Below are 17,140 nucleotides of genomic sequence, written 5' to 3'. Positions count from 1 at the left end.
CACTTATTATTGAATTTGAGTAACCTGAATTTGTTGATAGACGGCTTTGATTTTAGTAATTTGCGCTAAATCTTCACTAAATGCAGTAGCAGAACCACAAGCAGCACCGACATGAAAACTTTCCAAAACATCGTGGGTCTTCATATAAGTACCAACAAAACCAGCAATCATTGAATCACCTGCACCAACCGAATTTTTCACGATGTCTTTAGGTGCGTTACATTGATAGGCAGCATCCGGTGTCACTAATAAGGCTCCATCACCAGCCATTGAAACTAAGGCATGTTGAGCACCTTGAGTTAACAGCTTACGAGCTGCCTGAATGATATCGTTTAAATCATGGAAACTAGTTTGAAACAATTCAGCCAATTCGTGATGATTTGGTTTAATCACTAACGGATGAAAAGCTAAGGTATCCAGTAAGGCTTGACCAGTAGTGTCGATGACAAATTCTGCACCATTAGCAGTAACTTGCTGAGCAATGTCTAAATAAAATTGCTGGTCTAAACCTGGTGGGGTGCTACCGGCCATAATAACCACATCGCCTTGTTTTATTTGGGCGATTTTTTGTAATAAACTAGCTTTTTCTCCAGGGGTGATTTGTGGACCGCGGCCATTGATTTCGGTTTCTTCTTGATCGGCCTTGATCTTGACATTAATGCGGGTATCGCCATGAACTGGGGTAAAATCAGTCACGACAGCAGCTTTTTTGAGCAGTTGCGTAAGCAAATCTCCCGTTGCGCCACCAATAAATCCTAAAGCCGTTGATGACAGTTGTAACTCTTGCAAAATCCGTGAAACGTTGATCCCCTTGCCGCCAGGCAATTTAACGTCATTTTCTACTCGATTGACTTCACCTAAAGTCATTTTTGATAACTGCAAAACATAATCAATCGATGGATTTGCAGTAAGGGTATAGATCATTGCAGGACCTCCATTATTTTAGTATATGAGGTAAGGTGCTGACTAATATCAGCAGCTAGATGATCAGTAATTAAAATAGCGTCATCTAATTTAGCAAATTTACTAAAACGCGTTTGCTGATATTTGGAATTATCTGCTAAGACGTAAGTCTGATCAGATTGTCGAACAGCTGCCTGCTTGACTAATGATTCTTCAGGATCAGGCGTCGTAAAACCATGTTGGACATCAAAGCCATTAGTGCCTAAAAAAGCTTGATCTAAATGGCAATCACTCAAATATTGTGTTACATGTTGACCGACAGTGGCTTTAGTAGAGCTTCTTAAAAAGCCCCCCAGCATGATAGTGTGCAATTGTTGATCCGCTAATAAAGCAGCGTTGTCGACACTATTAGTTAAGACCAATAAATCCTTTTTATGTGCTAAAAAAGGGATCATGGCATTAGTTGTAGTTCCAGAATCTAAAAAAATAACTTCATGATCGTGAACTAAATTAGCAGCAGCCTTTGCAATTGCTCGTTTTTCAGGCAAAGCCATGGTAGCTCTTAAAGCTACTTTGGGTTCTGCGAGCAATGAGGAATTGATTTTTTTGGCACCACCATGAATCCGTGATAATAGTTTCTGATCTTCCAGCTCATACAAATCACGACGAATGGTTGATTCTGAGGCGCCAGTTAGGTTAACTAGGTCATGCACTGTGACAATATTTTTTTGTTGTAATTGGTTTAAAATAATTTGCCGTCGACGTTCTGTAATCACTTACATCTTACCTCCATACAAATATCATACTCTGTTTTTTGTCAAAATCAATCATAACCATTCAAAAACAATCAAAATCGTCAAAAAAACGTCATTATTATTCTCAAGGAACAACCACTTTTTCCAGTAAACTATGTTAAAATTAGTGTTTGATAAGAGTTTTGCGGAGGTTTTCATGTTTATAGATAATGTCAAAATAACAGTTAAAGCAGGAGCCGGTGGCGACGGTGCTGTTGCTTTTCGACACGAAAAATACGTCGCTAAAGGTGGCCCTTACGGCGGTGACGGTGGTGAGGGTGGCAATATTATTTTAAAAGTAGATACCGGTTTAAGAACCTTGATGGATTTTCGCTATCAACACCAATTTAAAGCCCCAGCTGGCGGAAACGGCATGACTAAGGCAATGCATGGAGCTAATGCACAGGATGTTTATGTTAGTGTTCCTCCTGGGACGACAGTTAGTGATGTTGAAACGGGAGAAATTTTGGGTGATTTGGTATCCGATCAGCAGGAATTAATTGTTGCTCACGGTGGTCACGGAGGACGAGGTAATATTCATTTTGCTACGTCTCGCTATACCGCTCCGGAAATTGCGGAAAATGGAACTCCTGGCGAACAACGCGTGATTCAATTAGAATTAAAATTATTAGCAGATGTGGGATTGGTTGGTTTTCCGTCAGTTGGTAAATCAACGCTATTATCAGTAGCGACAAAAGCTAAACCGAAAATTGCAGCCTATCAATTTACAACACTCAAGCCCAATCTAGGAATGGTGCGTTTAGCAGATGGTCAGGATTTTGTTTTGGCAGATTTACCCGGACTGATTACTGGCGCAGCTCAGGGTGTGGGGCTGGGTTTTCAATTTTTGCGGCACATTGAACGAACGCGAGTCATTTTACACTTAATTGATATGGATCCGAATAATGGTCGTGATCCCGTAACAGATTATCAACAAATTAATGAAGAATTAAAACAATATGATCCTAAATTATTGCAGCGTCCGCAGATAATTGTGGCAACTAAGATGGATTTACCGGGAGCAAATGATCGGTTACAGAAATTTAAACAAACATTGCAAATTGAACAAGTTTTTGAAATTTCTAGTGTAACGCACACAGGAGTGCAACAATTATTGCAAAAAACTGCTCAAGTTTTAGCTACTGCGCCTGATTTTACTGCTGCAATACCAGAAAAATCGACACCGGAAAAGAAGACCTATAAGTATCAAGCTGCACCGGCCGATGACATTCAGATTGAGCAAGTTGACGAACATACTTTTGTGGTCACTAGTGCAGCGGTAAGTTCTTTATTACAACGTAGTAACTTGAACTATCAAGATGGCATAATGCGTTTTGCACGCAAACTCAAACGGATGGGTGTTGACGAGGCATTAACTAATGCAGGAACGCAAGTGGGCGATACTGTAGTAATTGATGACTTTGAATTTGAGTTTATGTAATCAACAGACTATCGCAATATAATAAGTTGGAGTGTTAGACGTAGTGGAGCAAATGGAGAAAAGCCGACGTTACATTACCGGATTTGACGGTTTGAGAACGCTAGGTGTTGTTGGAGTTATTTTGTATCATTTAAATCCTGAAGTGTTTTCAGGAGGTTACTTAGGAGTTCCGATCTTTTTAGTTTTATCAGGTTATTTAATTACAGATCAAATTTTACGTTCTTTGAGGGACCAAGGTCATTTTAACTTGGGAAAATACTACTTTAAAAGAATACGACGATTATATCCCGGATTATTGATGATGCTATTTAGTGCAAGTGCCTATATTGCATTTTTTCAAAAAAATCTCTTAAAAAATTTACGAGCTATTTTTACTACTAATGTGTTGAATGTTTATAACTTTTGGCAAATCGCACACGGTCAATCTTATTTTGAACGTTTTGCGAATAATGAATCACCATTCACACATATGTGGACTTTATCAATTCAAGGGCAATTTTATTTGTTATGGCCGTTGATTATCTTAATTTTATTACGTTTTTTATCGGCTAAAAAAGTTTTATTGGTGACTTTGGTGTTAACACTAGTGTCTGCGGGATTAATGGCCTTGTTATATAATCCCCATGCTGATCCAAGTCGGATTTATTATGGCACTGATACTCGCTTGTTCTCGATTTTATTAGGCTGTGCGTTAGCATTTATTTGGCCCAGCAATCGACTGCGTCAAGATGTGCGGCAATTTGATCGTCAGCTGTTAAATGTTGGTGGTGCGATTTGTTTAGCATTGATGCTCTTTTTTATTTTTAAAATGAAAGCTACCGATGCTTTTACTTATCGTGGTGGCATGTTTCTCTTTTCGATCTTGACTACGATTTTAGTCGCAATTGTGGCGCATCCGGCAGCTATTTGGAATAAATTATTAACTAATCCGCTGTTTGCTTGGATTGGGAAACTCAGCTTTGGTTTGTATCTATACCAATTTCCGGTGATGATTTTTTTTGAATCTAAGTTTACTAACGTGGCAGATCATCGCTTTTTATACCCAGTTATCGAAATTGTATTAATCTTTTTAGTTAGTTTGATTTCTTATTATTTTGTTGAGCGCCCATTAAGTACCTATGGCCGCAAGTCACAGCACAAAAAGCAACGTTCTGTCAAAGTGGTCGGCACCGTATTAGTGCTAGCGGCAGTTGTGACTGGTAGTTGGGGACTGTTCCAAGATAATGGACAAGCTAGTGATGCTAATCATAGTCAGTTAGCACAAAAAATTAAGCATAATCATCAAATTAATAAGAAACACAATCAGCAAGTTTTACATGACTTGAAGAAGAAACCAACCGTGAAACATAATCAACAACAGGTTCAAAAATGGCAAAGTTTGGCAAAGAGTCATCCAGTTAATTCTAAATACCAAAAACTGGGGATTACGCAGTTTGATTTACAAAGAGCGCAAGACCTATCAGCGTTAGCAATTGGCGATTCAGTGATGGTAGATGGTTCGGATGGACTACGAGCAATTTTTCCCAAAATGTTAATTAATGCTGACGTGAGCCGCGGCATTGATGTGGCAATTGATTTATTACAAAAATATAAAGCAGAGGCGGCTTTGCCACAAACGATCTTAATTGGAATGGGGACTAACGGGGCTATTAGCTCTCAACAAGTTCAGCAAGTGATGCAGTTAGCTGGTAAGCAGCGCCAAGTTTTTTGGATTAATGTTCATGTCCCCACTCGCTCATGGGAAAAACCAGTTAATCAAGTCCTTAAAAAGGCAGCTCACGACTATTCTAATTTGACAGTTATTAATTGGTATGCAACTAGTCAACATCATCCTAATTGGTTTTATGATGATCAGGTGCATACTAATGACCAAGGATCGGTTTATTATAGTCTGCTGATTGCGCAAGAAATTTTGAAGCATACGAAATATTAAAATATGGAAGAGTAAATATGGAATTAGAATTTTTAGGAACAGGTGCGGGAGTTCCTTCTAAGGGAAGAAACTTGTCTAGCTTGGCGTTGAAATTATTAAATGAACGCAATGAAGTATGGTTATTTGACGCTGGTGAAGGAACACAACAGCAAATTTTGGCTACAACCATTCGACCACGTAAAATTAATAAAATTTTTATTACGCATTTGCACGGCGACCATATTTTTGGTTTGCCAGGGCTATTGTCTTCACGTTCTTTTCAAGGTGGTGACCAACCATTAGATCTTTATGGTCCTGTCGGCTTGAAAGAATATGTGCAAACTAGTTTGCGCTTATCAGATAGCCACTTAGGCTATACCATTAATTATCATGAAATTAAAGATGCGGGGGTCGTTTTTGAAGATAGTACTTTTAAAGTTACCTGTCAGAAACTAGATCACCGAATTTTGTGCTATGGTTATCGCGTCGAAGAAAAGCCGCATGTTGGTGAATTATTGGTTGATCGTTTGGCGGAATATCACTTGCCTAATGGGCCTATTTGGGGGCAACTAAAGCGCGGGGAACAAGTGGAACTTGCTGATGGTACCATTTTAAATGGGGCAGATTTTATTGGTCCAAGTCAACCAGGCAGAGTAGTTGCGATTATTGGTGATACGCGTTATTGTCAAGCAAGCATTAAATTGGCCAAAAATGCTGATGTATTAGTACATGAGAGTACTTTAGCTGGCCATGAAAAAAAATTGGCACGCCAGCATTTTCATTCAACTAGTGCTCAGGCAGCACAAATTGCCCGGGCGGCTCATGTTAATCAATTGTTGTTGAATCATATTTCAGCACGTTACGTTGGTAATAAGTTTTATGAACTTTTACATGATGCTCGGCAAATTTTTCCTAATTCTTATGTAGTTAAAGATTTTGATCGCTTTGAAATTAAATTACATCACCCAGAGGAGACGTCAGCATGAACATAGCGGCCTTACAACATTTGCAAAGTCAAACAGTCATTATTACTGGAGCATCATCAGGGATTGGTCAACAATTGGCTTGGCAATTAGCACATAAAAACGCTAATTTAATCTTAATCGCGCGCAATGAAGAAAAATTAGCGCGCATTACCCGGCAATGTCAAGCGCTAACTAGTGGCTTTGTCGAAAGCTACAGCTTAGACGTGAGCATTGCCAAGCATGTGGAACGTACTTTAGAGCAGATTTTTGCGCGCCATCAACAAATTGAGATTCTGATTAATGCAGCAGGGTTTGGCGATTTTTCTCAATTTAATACTACAGAATACCCACTCTGGAACAAAATGTTAAAGGTCAATGTTTTAGGCACAATGCTTTTGACCCGTTATGTAGCAGAACACATGATGCAGCAACGTCTAGGACAGATTATTAATTTGGGGTCGATGGGTGGTAAAATTCCCACACCCAAATCAGCTGTCTATGCAGCGACTAAAGCAGCGGTCATTGCTTTTTCTGACAGTTTACGCTTGGAACTTCGTCCTTTTAATATTCAGGTGACAACGGTTAATCCAGGGCCAGTGGCCACGAATTTTTTTAAGATTGCTGATCACACAGGTAATTACTTAAAGTCGGTAGGTGCTATTAAATTAGATCCACAAAAGTTGGCACAAGCTATTATTCATTGTATCGGCCGACCGGTGCGAGAATTGAACCGGCCACGCATCATGCAATTAGGTTATGTAGCTTATCAATTGGCGCCACATCTAGGCGATATGTTGACGCAAAAATTAGGCAATAAAAAGTAACTTGTGACTAAAACTCGGGAAAAATAAGTAAAAGGACTTGCCCTCTATCTGAAATGATAGTAACATGAATAAGTAATTACGAATGTTATTTGATTTTAAATATATTTGTAGAAGCAAGTTTAATCAAAGGAGAGTTATTAAATATGGCAGTTCCAGCAAGAAAAACTTCTAAACAAAAGAAGCGCCAACGTCGGGGTCATATCAAGTTGAGTCAACCTAATATTCAATTTGATCCCACGACTGGTGAATATCGTATGAACCATCATGTTTCACCAAAAGGTTATTACAAAGGCAAACAAGTAGTAACAAGTAATCAAGCAAATTAATTATAATTATTTCAAGGCAGATTAATTCGGTTAGTCTGTCTTAAATTTTATTCAGGTGATAATTCATGAAAAGATGGTTATGGCTCATTATTCTTCCCTTGTTATTAGGCTTAACTGCCTGTTCTAATCATAATTATCTCAAAACTAGTCGGGAAAGTTACCCGGTAAATGTGATGCAAGCCACGATTAAAGGTCACGTTCCTCGACAAGCTAAAATTAGTTACCGTGTAGGGACTCAAAGTTCTTGGCATGCAGTAACTAATCAACAAGGTAATTTTGTGATTAACGTCTGGGGCACTAAACACCAACAAAAAGTAACATTGCGTAGTCGCTTACAGGGACAAACAGTGACTAAACAAGTACCTGTTCAAGCAATGAAATCTTTGGGAAATTATGCGCAGTTTGCTCAAAAATATAATATGATGATGCGTCAAAGGGTGTTACCACTAACAATGACCAATACGATTACTGATCTGCTCCACACGCCACAGCAAACATTGCGGGCTAGTGTCCAAGATCAACAATTAATGGGGTTGACCTTAATTGCACCCTTGCAAAACTTGAAAAAGCCCAAAGATTTGCAATCATTGGTACAATCGTTAATGATTATCTGTACTTTATCAGGGGCTAATGGCCGTCAAGTATTGAAACAAATGCAACATGAATTAACAAAAACGCGTAGTCAACAAACTACTTTTAAGGCCATTCATTCGCAACATCGGGTATTAAAAATGGCATTGTCACAAAAGCAAGTCTATTTTTACCTAACGGCTGAATAGTTAACTAGCTGGCAATGTACTGGAACTAAGTTAGTTAATCCATAAAAAAAGAGTAACTTAATCAAAAGTTACTCTTTTTTAGCTTTCGAAGGTGAATCTAACGCAGCCGTTAAAATCCAGAAAAGAATCGTAAATACAATAGAAATAATTAAGGCGGTCATCGGTTGGTATTGGGTGCTAGTTAAAGCTGCTCCCATATAACCTAAGATTTGTCCGTAGATTAAAATCCAAAATAAACTAGTGAAATATCTCATCTTATTCATCTCACTTTCATAATTGGATTTTACCACAAAATTCACTTTATTTGCGTGAAAACTCATGGAAATTTAAGATAAAATAGTTAAAGAGGTGAACTGGCTAATGACAACGCAGTTGCAAGTTTTAAGTAGCTATTCTTTATTACAAAGTACCATTCGCTTGCCACAATTAATTCAGCAAGCAAAACAATTGGGATATCAATCAGTTGCTCTAACAGATGTTAACGTGACCTATGGTTTGGTAGACTTTTATCGGTTAGCTAAGCAAAATCATTTACGCCCGCTATTAGGGATGACGTTGTTAATTCCCGGGTTATTAGATCAAGAAAATGATTATCCACTAATTGTGCTTGCCAAAAATGTTCGTGGATATCATAATTTATTAAAATTATCTACGCAAATTCAGACACAAACGACGGCGCTAGATTTAACACAATTTTCCTCATTATTAACGGATTTAGTCTTAATTGTTCCTCAGGGGCGCAGTGAATTAGAAGTTTTATTAACGCGCCATCAACAACAAGCACCCGAATATTTACAACGGTTACAGCAAATCAAACCCCATGATTTGTATGTTGGTTTAGATTTACGTAATTTTACAACAGAGCAAATTAATTTACGGCAGCGGTTAAGTCAACTACAAAATTTGGCTTGTGTGATTTTAGATGATGTTCAATACTTGCAACCCCAAGATGCTTTTAGTCAAGAGGTATTGCAGCATGTAGCAACAGGAGATAAGTTGACGACGACAACTAATACGCAAGATCATTCGTTACGTTCAGCCCAAGCTTGTCAAAAGCAATGCCTTAATTTGAATTTACAAACAGTTTGGCAGCAAACTCTAGTATTAGCACAAGAATGTCAAGTCGAATTACAGTTTCAACGCACCCAGTTACCTCATTTTGCCACACCAAAACATTTAACTGCTGCTCAATATTTAACTGAGCTGGCGCAAGCAGGATTAAAACAGTATTTTGCGCCCCAATCCATTCCAACAAATTATCAGCAGCGGTTAGCATATGAATTACGAGTTATTAACCAAATGGGTTACGCGGATTATTTTTTGATTGTTCGAGATGTTGTGCAAAAAGCACATCAATTGCAGATTCTAACCGGACCAGGGCGGGGCTCAGCAGCTAGTTCGTTAGTCAGTTTTGCTTTACAAATTACCCAAATTGATCCTTTAAAATATGATTTATTATTTGAACGCTTTTTAAACCCAGAACGCGTTGATATGCCAGATATTGATTTGGATATTCCTGATAATCGCCGGGAAGAACTAGTGCAATATATGCAGCAAAAATATGGTCAAGAACACATGGCGCAAATCATCACGTTTGGTACTTTTGCAGCTAAACAGGCCTTAAGAGATGTAGGACGTGTAATGGGATTGAGTCAGGTTGAATTAAAGCGCTGGTCTCAAGCAATTCCACAGCAATTGGGAATTAAATTAGCTACAGCTTATCAACAATCTTCAGCGTTACGGACTTTGGTGGGACAATCTAGTCAAAATCAAACTCTATTCCAGGTAGCACAGCAAATTGAAGGCTTACCACGACATTTTTCGACCCATGCTGCAGGGATTGTCTTGAGTCAACAACCATTAACGGACACCGTCGCTTTACAAGCGGGGGGGAGTGAAGGTACTTGGTTAACTCAGCAAACGAAGGGTAATGTGGAAGCTTTAGGACTTTTAAAAATTGATTTTTTAGGTTTACGTAATCTGACAATTTTGGCGCAAGCTTTAGAATTAGTTCAGCAATCTCAACAAGTCACAATTGCCCCCATGCAAATTCCATTGAATGATCCAGACACTTTGCAACTTTTTAAAACGGCCCAAACAGACGGTATCTTTCAATTTGAATCGCGCGGCATTCGTTCGGTTTTACGCCAATTAAAACCTGATGATTTTGCTGATATTGTGGCAGTTAATGCTTTGTATCGTCCTGGTCCCATGCAAAATATTGCCCATTTTATAGCGCGCAAACATCATCAAGAACCTATTACTTATCCTGATGATTCCTTGAAAGAAATTTTACGACCCACTTATGGTATTTTGGTTTATCAAGAACAGGTTATGCAAGTGGTAGCGCAAATGGCTGGGTTTAGCTTGGCCCAAGCGGATTTATTACGCCGTGCTATTGCCAAAAAAGATAGCCAAATTATGCAACAACAGCGGCAACAATTTATCCAACAAGCCGTGAGTCGCGGTCATCAATTAAAAAATGCACAGCAAGTTTTTGAATATATAGAAAAGTTTGCTAATTACGGTTTTAATAAAGCTCATTCGGTAGCGTATAGTCAATTAGCTTATACGTTGGCTTATTTAAAGGTTCATTATCCGCAGGCTTTTTTTGCAGCTTTATTAAACGCTAATTTGAATAGTGATAAAACTATCATTTATTTACAAGATTTACGACAACAAAAAATTAAACTGCTCAGCCCCGATATTAATTTAAGTACCCTCAATTTTACGATTGAACAGCAGAGTTTACGTTTTGGGTTATTGTTTATTAAACACGTTCGTCGTGATTTTTTGCAAAATATTTTGCAAGTTCGACAACAAGGTCAATTTACAAGTCTGTTAGATTTTGTCAAACGAATTGATGAACGTTTTCGCAATGTAGAACTGATTACGCCGTTGATTAAAAGTGGTTGTTTTGACCGCTTACATGAAAATCGCAGACAAATTGTTGACCAGTTACCGGATCTCTTGGAAAGCTTACATTTGGCGCATAATAGTATTTCTTTGTTTGATGTTTTAAAACCCAAAGCTAAAAAAATTCCAGATTATAGTCATTTGGAAAAATTGGATCAGGAACAACAATATTTAGGTAGTTACATTTCGGGACATCCGGTTGATAAATACCAGACTTTAAAGTGGCTGTATCCCATTGTTTCTAGCCAACAATTGGTCGTTGGTCAAACGGCCAATATTTTGTTATTTATTCAGAATATTAAAGTGATTCGAACTAAAAAAGGGCAACAAATGGCTTTTGTAACCGGAAGCGATCAGTTAGGAACTCTTAAAGTGACGGTCTTTCCCCGCACCTTTCAAACTATAGACTTAATTAAAAATCAGGTGTATCTAATACGGGTGAAAGTTACCACCGATCAGCAGCAGCGCCCAGAATTAATCGCTGATAAAATATTCAAAGCAGCTCCGTTATTAAAAAAGGTGCCGCCACATCGCGTGTTTGTTAAATTTCAGAAAAAAGATCCAAAACATATTAAAAAATTAATGACTTTAACCCAAAAATATCCCGGAGAGACGCCAGTAATTGCTTGTTTTTCTGAAAATAGTGAAAATTTTTTATTGAATCGAAAATATTGGATTAAATACGATGAACAAAGCCGCAATTCGTTAATTCAGGCCTTTGGCAAAACTAATTGTAGTTATCAATAAAGCAACTTTTCTGGAAAGTAGTACTGTTTTTTTTCGAAAATAATGGTATATTTTGTATGTAGTTTCATTAACTGTGAGGTGTGATGATGAAAAAAATTGGTGTCATGACTAGTGGTGGCGATGCGCCCGGAATGAATGCCGCTATTCGTGCGGTAGCGCGGCGAGCAATGTCACTAGGCTTTGAAGTGTACGGGATTAATTATGGTTATGCTGGATTAGTCGCTGGTGATATTTTTAAGATGGAACGTTCTGACGTTGGTGATATTATTACGCGGGGCGGTACTATGCTGTATTCTGCTCGTTATCCAGAGTTTGCTCAAGTTGAAGGGCAACTTAAAGGAATTGAGCAATTGAAGAAGTTTGGTATTGATGCGCTAGTGGTTATCGGCGGTGATGGTTCTTATCACGGTGCTTTGCGTTTAACCGAGCATGGCTATAATGCGGTTGGGTTACCAGGAACCATTGATAACGATATTCCGTATACTGATTTTACAATTGGGTTTGATACTGCAGTTAATACTGTAGTGGAATCCATTGATAAAATTCGTGATACTGCGGCTAGTCATGAACGAACTTTTGTGATTGAAGTGATGGGCCGTGGTGCTGGTGATATTGCCTTGTGGGCTGGTGTCGCTGGTGGTGCTGATGAGATTATTATTCCCGAAAAAGAATTCGATATTGCTCAAATTGCGCAAAATATTCAGGCTTTACGGGCGCGTGGCAAAAAGCACACAATTATTGTGTTGGCTGAAGGAGTCATGCATGCCGATGAATTTATGGAGCAATTAAAACAATATGGTGATTTTGACGCTCGAAGTACAGTCTTAGGTCATGTCCAACGTGGTGGTTCTCCGACAGCTCGTGATCGCGTACTTGCTAGCAAAATGGGAGCTTATGCGGTTGATTTGTTGGCTGAAGGTAAAGGCGGCATTGCTATTGGTACAGAAAATAATCAATTAACCTATCATCCAATGACCGATTTATTTGACGAAAAACATCAACCAGATTTAAGCTTATACGGTATAAACAAGTCTTTAGCTAAGTAATATTTTCTGGTATGCTAATTAAGTTGTGTGATTAATTTATTTGAGGAGAAAATTAATGAAAAGAACTAAAATTGTTAGTACTTTAGGACCTGCAAGTAACGATGTTGAAACAATTTCTAAATTGATTGAAGCAGGTGCTAATGTCTTTCGCTTTAACTTTTCTCATGGTGACCATGAAGAACATTTGTCACGGATGAAAATGGTTAAAGAAGCTGAAAAGTTAACCGGTAAAATCGTTGGTATTATGTTAGATACTAAAGGTGCAGAAATTCGGACGACTGTTCAAGAGGGCGGTAAGTTTGAAGCTCATACTGGTGATGTAATTCGCGTTTCGATGGATCCTGATTTTACAGGTAATCCTGAAAAAATTGCAGTGACTTATCCTGGTTTATATGATGACACTCATGTTGGTGGTCACGTCTTAATCGATGATGGTTTGGTTGATTTAAAGATTACTGAAAAAGACGAAGCTCATAAAGAATTAGTTACTGTTGTGCAAAATGATGGTGTTATTGGTTCTAAGAAGGGTGTTAATGCACCTGGCGTGGAAATTCGCTTACCAGGTATTACTGAAAAAGATACTGATGATATCAACTTCGGTTTAGATCACAACATCAACTACATCTCTGCTAGTTTTGTACGGAAAGCTCAAGATGTGTTAGATATTCGTGAATTATTAGAAGCTAAGCATCAAGAACAAGTTCAAATTTTCCCTAAAATTGAATCACAAGAAGGTATTGATAACATTGATGAAATCTTAAAGGTTTCTGATGGTTTGATGGTTGCTCGTGGTGATATGGGTGTGGAAATTCCATTTGAAAATGTCCCATTTGTTCAAAAAGATTTGATCAAAAAGTGCAATGCTTTAGGTAAGCCAGTTATTACTGCTACACAAATGTTAGACTCGATGCAAGAAAATCCACGTCCTACACGGGCTGAAGTTACTGATGTTGCCAATGCTGTGTTAGATGGTACTGATGCCACAATGTTATCTGGTGAAAGTGCTAATGGTGATTATCCTGTGCAAGCTGTTGATGCTATGAGCCGCATTGATGTACGGACACAAGAACAACTTGATGGTGCCAATACTTTAGCTTTACAACGTTTTGAAGAATATAAGGGTTCTAACGCAACAGAATCCATTGGTGAATCTGTAGTGCGGACAGCCCAAGAATTAGGTATCAAAACGATTGTTACAGCTACTAATTCTGGTTATACAGCACGGATGATTTCTAAATATCGTCCAAGTGCGGATATTTTAGCCGTTACTTTTGATGAAAAAGTTCAACGTGGTTTGACAGTTAACTGGGGTGTTTATCCAGTTGTTGCAGATCGTCCAGAAAACACAGATGAAATGTTTGACTTAGCAGCGCAAAAAGCTCAAGAATTAGGCTTTGCTAAGGAAGGCGATTTGATTTTAATTGTTGCTGGTGTGCCAGTTGGCGAAAGTGGTACAACTAATTTGATGAAAGTTCAATTAATTGGTTCTAACTTAGTCAAAGGCCAAGGCGTTGGTGATGAAACAGTCATTGGTAAAGTAACTGTTGCCCATAGTGCTCAAGAAGCTATTGATAAAATGAGTGATCAAGATATCTTGGTTGTCGAAAATACTGATAAAGACTATTTCCCAGCTATTGAAAAAGCTAGTGCCTTAGTGGTAGAAAATGGTGGTTTAACATCTAATGCTGCAGTCGTGGGAATTGCTTTAAGTATTCCAGTTATCGTTGGTGCTCAAGATGCTACTAAGTTAATTAAAGATGATGAAGTTATTACTGTTGATTCACGTCGTGGTAATGTTTACCGTGGTGCTTCGAACTCACTTTAAATTTCAATTAATTAATTAGTAAAAAAGTAGGATTAATTTCCTGCTTTTTATTTTGCCTTCAAATTGTCACTAAGAGTCGCCAAGCAAGAAAGACGATTATATGGTAAGATGTTGAATATTGAGGAGATTTTATGGAGAGTTGGTTATTTTTAGCTATTATCTTAGTAGTAGCTTTTTTAAGCAAAAATAATTCATTATTAATTGCTACATTAGTGGTATTAATTTTAAAAGCTTTACCGCAAACGGGGCATTTACTGGGTGTGATTCGTTCACAAGGAATTAATTGGGGGGTCACTGTCATTTCGGTTGCCATTTTGGTTCCGATAGCCACTGGAGAAGTGGGTTTTCGTGATTTGATTAATGCTTTTAAGTCACCTGCAGGTTATGTAGCTGTGCTTTGTGGAATTCTCGTTGCTATTTTGTCCGCTAAGGGTGTTCACTTACTGTCGGCGTCTCCAGAAATGACGGTGGCGTTAGTTTTCGGTACGATTGTGGGAGTGGTCGTTTTTAAAGGTATTGCTGCTGGCCCAGTTATTGCTTCAGGCATTGCATACTGTATTTTAACGGTGTTAGCGAATATTGGAATTAAATAAAATGAGGTGCTAACTTGGAATTACAAGATTTATTAGGAACTATTCAAACTGGTCAAGTCATTGACCAAAATCAAAATGCTTATTTTGTCTCAATTGCAGGACAAACGTTTCAAACACCTAAAGAACAGGTTGAAAAACCAGTTGATAATTTACAAGGTTATCTGTATGAAAATAAGGCCCACAAATTAATTTTAACGCCACAAATTCCCACTGTTGGTGTAGGGAGTTTTGGTTGGGGCGAAGTAGTTGATGTGCGGACTGACTTAGGAGTATTTGTGAATATTGGCTTGCCCGACAAAGACTTAGTCGTGTCATTAGATGATTTACCAGAACTCAAAAAATTGTGGCCGCAAAAAGGTGATCGCTTATTATTAAGTGTAAAAGTTGATCGCAAAAATCGCATGTGGGGCAAGTTGGCTGATGCTAATATTTTTCAACAAATTAGTCGCCGCGCTAATCAAAATTTACAAAATAAAAATGTTCAAGCTACTGTTTATCGTCTTAAGATGAGTGGCACCTTTGTTTTGACTAATGATTATCATTTGGGCTTTATTCATCCTAGTCAACGAGAAGTAGAACCTCGTTTAGGTCAGGTAGTTAAAGCGCGCGTCATTGGTAGTAGTTTTGATCATTTAAATTTATCACTGAAACCGCGGGCTTATGAAGAGATTGGTGATGATGCGGCTATGGTTTTGGCTGTGTTAAAGCATCAACCTAATTTTGATTTGCCATATAACGATAAGAGTGATCCCCAAGAGATTAAACGCTATTTTGGTATTAGCAAGAGCAGTTTTAAGCGGGCTTTGGGGCATTTGTTAAAGCAACAGTTAATTGAACAAACTGCTACAGGAATTGTTCTTAAAAATAAAGAGTAGACACTTATGTTAGTTAAGTATAGTCATAATTATCAAAAAATTGCGATGGGCTTTTTATCGTATATGCCAGAGTTGAAAGATTTAGATCATGTGCGTATGGAATTGCAATTATATAATGACAATCAACAGCATCAATTGTTTTTGTATAAACCTCAACAAAATACGGATTTTATTGGGGCGGTAGCATTAGAAGTGCAGCCACAAATTATTTTGGTGCGTTATATTTCGTTGAGTCCCGCCGAGCGTTCACAACAGATAATGTTTCAGATTTTGGATGAAGTTCAGGAATATTATCCAGATGATAAAATTATGGGCAGTATAGAACTAACACCACTAATCATACGCTGGCAAAAAAATAGCTGAATGCTGCGGGATTGCTAATGCTAAAGTTATTTCATGGCGTACGACTTGAGCTTTTAGGTCATTAATTGCTTTGCTCCGGTATCAAAAAATATTAGGTGGTCAGTAGTGGAACAACTAGAGTTAATTTTAACTGATTTTCAGGGTCCCCTGGATTTGTTATTACATTTAATTAAAAAATCACAAATTAATATTTACGATATTCCGATTGCCGCAGTGACGCAACAATATTTAGATTATCTGCATCGAATGCAATCTTTGCAGTTGGATATTGCGGGTGATTATTTGGTTATGGCGGCGACCTTGATGCGGATTAAAAGTCAATTATTATTGCCGCAAACTCCGGTATTTGATGATGATTTGGCAGAGGATGTAGTTGACCCTAGAACAGATTTGGTCGCTCAATTATTGACTTATCAAGCTTATCAGGCGACTGCTCAAGATTTACAGGAATTAGAACATCAACGTCGGCAGTTGTATAGTCGCCCTCCAAGCACAGTTGCGGCTCCGCATCAGCGGAGTTTGCGACCAGGAACTTATTTTGGTAATGACTTAGCATTATGTTTGGTTAAATTATTAGATCGGTTGCAGCAACAAACTGATTTGGCGCAATTGCCGTTTTTAGAAACTATTTCGGTGACGCAAGCGCAAGAGCAAATTATGCAACAATTGCAGCAGAAACACCAATTAACTTTTCAGCAATTGTTGCAACAGAGTGCTCAAGTTGAAGAAGTAGTTACCAAATTTATGGGCTTATTGGAATTAGTTAAAGATCAAACAGTTTTAGTCACACAAATTGATTATCAAAGTGATATTTTGGTAAAGTTGAGGTAA

Annotated in this window: 16 protein-coding genes; 13 read left to right on the top strand and 3 right to left on the bottom strand. The window is 38.1% G+C overall.

Annotated elements, in window-relative coordinates; translation table 11 throughout:
• Window positions 1–6: 6 nt before the first annotated feature.
• Together pfkB and AC3B6D_RS08555 are read right to left on the bottom strand one after the other, a co-directional pair.
• Window positions 7–924: a 1-phosphofructokinase gene (pfkB, locus tag AC3B6D_RS08560; protein ID WP_489775432.1), complete on the bottom strand. Its 918-nt coding sequence runs from the start codon at window positions 922–924 to the stop codon at window positions 7–9.
• Entirely contained in the window at window positions 921–1,679 is a 759-nt protein-coding gene (locus AC3B6D_RS08555) for a DeoR/GlpR family DNA-binding transcription regulator (RefSeq protein WP_489757893.1), read from the bottom strand. Before AC3B6D_RS08555 ends, pfkB begins: the two co-directional genes overlap by 4 nt.
• A gap of 175 nt (window positions 1,680–1,854) precedes the next feature.
• On the opposite strand from AC3B6D_RS08555, the gene obgE reads away from it, so the two are divergent.
• The 6 genes from obgE (at window position 1,855) to AC3B6D_RS08525 (ending at window position 7,944) form a co-directional block, all read left to right on the top strand.
• Window positions 1,855–3,138 (top strand): GTPase ObgE, encoded by a 1,284-nt coding sequence (gene obgE, locus AC3B6D_RS08550; RefSeq protein WP_489775431.1) that lies wholly within the window; start codon window positions 1,855–1,857, stop codon window positions 3,136–3,138.
• Between the two features lie 52 nt (window positions 3,139–3,190).
• Window positions 3,191–5,071 carry an acyltransferase family protein gene (locus tag AC3B6D_RS08545; RefSeq protein WP_489775430.1) on the top strand — a complete coding sequence of 627 codons (1,881 nt, stop codon included), beginning with the start codon at window positions 3,191–3,193 and terminating at the stop codon, window positions 5,069–5,071.
• Window positions 5,072–5,088: 17 nt separating this feature from the next.
• Window positions 5,089–6,036, top strand: coding sequence for a ribonuclease Z (gene rnz / locus AC3B6D_RS08540; protein WP_489769738.1), 948 nt, complete (start codon window positions 5,089–5,091; stop codon window positions 6,034–6,036).
• Window positions 6,033–6,839, top strand: a complete 807-nt coding sequence (locus AC3B6D_RS08535) for an SDR family NAD(P)-dependent oxidoreductase (RefSeq protein WP_489757897.1) — start codon at window positions 6,033–6,035, stop codon at window positions 6,837–6,839. The genes rnz and AC3B6D_RS08535 overlap by 4 nt, the downstream gene beginning before the upstream one ends.
• 143 nt (window positions 6,840–6,982) lie before the next feature.
• Window positions 6,983–7,165, top strand: coding sequence for a 50S ribosomal protein L32 (rpmF, locus tag AC3B6D_RS08530; protein ID WP_489757898.1), 183 nt, complete (start codon window positions 6,983–6,985; stop codon window positions 7,163–7,165).
• Between the two features lie 65 nt (window positions 7,166–7,230).
• The gene (locus AC3B6D_RS08525) at window positions 7,231–7,944 is read left to right on the top strand and encodes a hypothetical protein (protein ID WP_489757899.1); all 714 of its coding nucleotides are present in this window, start codon (window positions 7,231–7,233) and stop codon (window positions 7,942–7,944) included.
• A gap of 68 nt (window positions 7,945–8,012) precedes the next feature.
• On the opposite strand, the gene AC3B6D_RS08520 is transcribed toward AC3B6D_RS08525, so the two are convergent.
• Window positions 8,013–8,198, bottom strand: a complete 186-nt coding sequence (locus AC3B6D_RS08520) for a YjzD family protein (RefSeq protein ID WP_489757900.1) — start codon at window positions 8,196–8,198, stop codon at window positions 8,013–8,015.
• A gap of 106 nt (window positions 8,199–8,304) precedes the next feature.
• Between AC3B6D_RS08520 and dnaE the strand changes: the two genes are divergently transcribed.
• From dnaE to AC3B6D_RS08485, 7 genes are all read left to right on the top strand, one after another.
• A complete protein-coding gene (dnaE, locus tag AC3B6D_RS08515) occupies window positions 8,305–11,607 on the top strand; it encodes a DNA polymerase III subunit alpha (protein ID WP_489775429.1) in 3,303 nt (1,100 codons plus the stop codon).
• 86 nt (window positions 11,608–11,693) lie between these two features.
• Window positions 11,694–12,653: a 6-phosphofructokinase gene (gene pfkA, locus AC3B6D_RS08510; protein ID WP_489757902.1), complete on the top strand. Its 960-nt coding sequence runs from the start codon at window positions 11,694–11,696 to the stop codon at window positions 12,651–12,653.
• Window positions 12,654–12,708: 55 nt separating this feature from the next.
• Complete coding sequence (gene pyk, locus AC3B6D_RS08505; protein WP_489757903.1) at window positions 12,709–14,478, top strand: pyruvate kinase; 1,770 nt, start codon at window positions 12,709–12,711, stop codon at window positions 14,476–14,478.
• A gap of 131 nt (window positions 14,479–14,609) precedes the next feature.
• Window positions 14,610–15,071, top strand: coding sequence for a DUF441 domain-containing protein (locus tag AC3B6D_RS08500; RefSeq protein WP_489757904.1), 462 nt, complete (start codon window positions 14,610–14,612; stop codon window positions 15,069–15,071).
• A gap of 14 nt (window positions 15,072–15,085) precedes the next feature.
• Window positions 15,086–15,946: a CvfB family protein gene (locus AC3B6D_RS08495; RefSeq protein ID WP_489757905.1), complete on the top strand. Its 861-nt coding sequence runs from the start codon at window positions 15,086–15,088 to the stop codon at window positions 15,944–15,946.
• Between the two features lie 6 nt (window positions 15,947–15,952).
• On the top strand, window positions 15,953–16,309 hold the full coding sequence (locus tag AC3B6D_RS08490; protein ID WP_489757906.1) for an N-acetyltransferase: 357 nt from the start codon (window positions 15,953–15,955) through the stop codon (window positions 16,307–16,309).
• Between the two features lie 105 nt (window positions 16,310–16,414).
• Window positions 16,415–17,140 (top strand): segregation and condensation protein A, encoded by a 726-nt coding sequence (locus AC3B6D_RS08485; RefSeq protein WP_489757907.1) that lies wholly within the window; start codon window positions 16,415–16,417, stop codon window positions 17,138–17,140.

The sequence above is a fragment of the Bombilactobacillus sp. ESL1097 genome, from assembly GCF_058107205.1.
This window is presented reverse-complemented; position numbering and strand designations above follow the sequence as displayed.

Excerpts from the sequence above, each read along its gene's own strand:
- rpmF (WP_489757898.1), top strand. The coding sequence starts at position 6,983 with ATGGCAGTTCCAGCAAGAAAAACTTCTAAACAAAAGAAGCGCCAACGT.
- AC3B6D_RS08545 (WP_489775430.1), top strand. The coding sequence starts at position 3,191 with ATGGAGAAAAGCCGACGTTACATTACCGGATTTGACGGTTTGAGAACG.
- AC3B6D_RS08500 (WP_489757904.1), top strand. The coding sequence starts at position 14,610 with ATGGAGAGTTGGTTATTTTTAGCTATTATCTTAGTAGTAGCTTTTTTA.
- pyk (WP_489757903.1), top strand. The coding sequence starts at position 12,709 with ATGAAAAGAACTAAAATTGTTAGTACTTTAGGACCTGCAAGTAACGAT.
- dnaE (WP_489775429.1), top strand. The coding sequence starts at position 8,305 with ATGACAACGCAGTTGCAAGTTTTAAGTAGCTATTCTTTATTACAAAGT.
- AC3B6D_RS08490 (WP_489757906.1), top strand. The coding sequence starts at position 15,953 with ATGTTAGTTAAGTATAGTCATAATTATCAAAAAATTGCGATGGGCTTT.
- pfkA (WP_489757902.1), top strand. The coding sequence starts at position 11,694 with ATGAAAAAAATTGGTGTCATGACTAGTGGTGGCGATGCGCCCGGAATG.
- rnz (WP_489769738.1), top strand. The coding sequence starts at position 5,089 with ATGGAATTAGAATTTTTAGGAACAGGTGCGGGAGTTCCTTCTAAGGGA.
- obgE (WP_489775431.1), top strand. The coding sequence starts at position 1,855 with ATGTTTATAGATAATGTCAAAATAACAGTTAAAGCAGGAGCCGGTGGC.
- pfkB (WP_489775432.1), bottom strand. The coding sequence starts at position 924 with ATGATCTATACCCTTACTGCAAATCCATCGATTGATTATGTTTTGCAG.
- AC3B6D_RS08535 (WP_489757897.1), top strand. The coding sequence starts at position 6,033 with ATGAACATAGCGGCCTTACAACATTTGCAAAGTCAAACAGTCATTATT.
- AC3B6D_RS08525 (WP_489757899.1), top strand. The coding sequence starts at position 7,231 with ATGAAAAGATGGTTATGGCTCATTATTCTTCCCTTGTTATTAGGCTTA.
- AC3B6D_RS08520 (WP_489757900.1), bottom strand. The coding sequence starts at position 8,198 with ATGAGATATTTCACTAGTTTATTTTGGATTTTAATCTACGGACAAATC.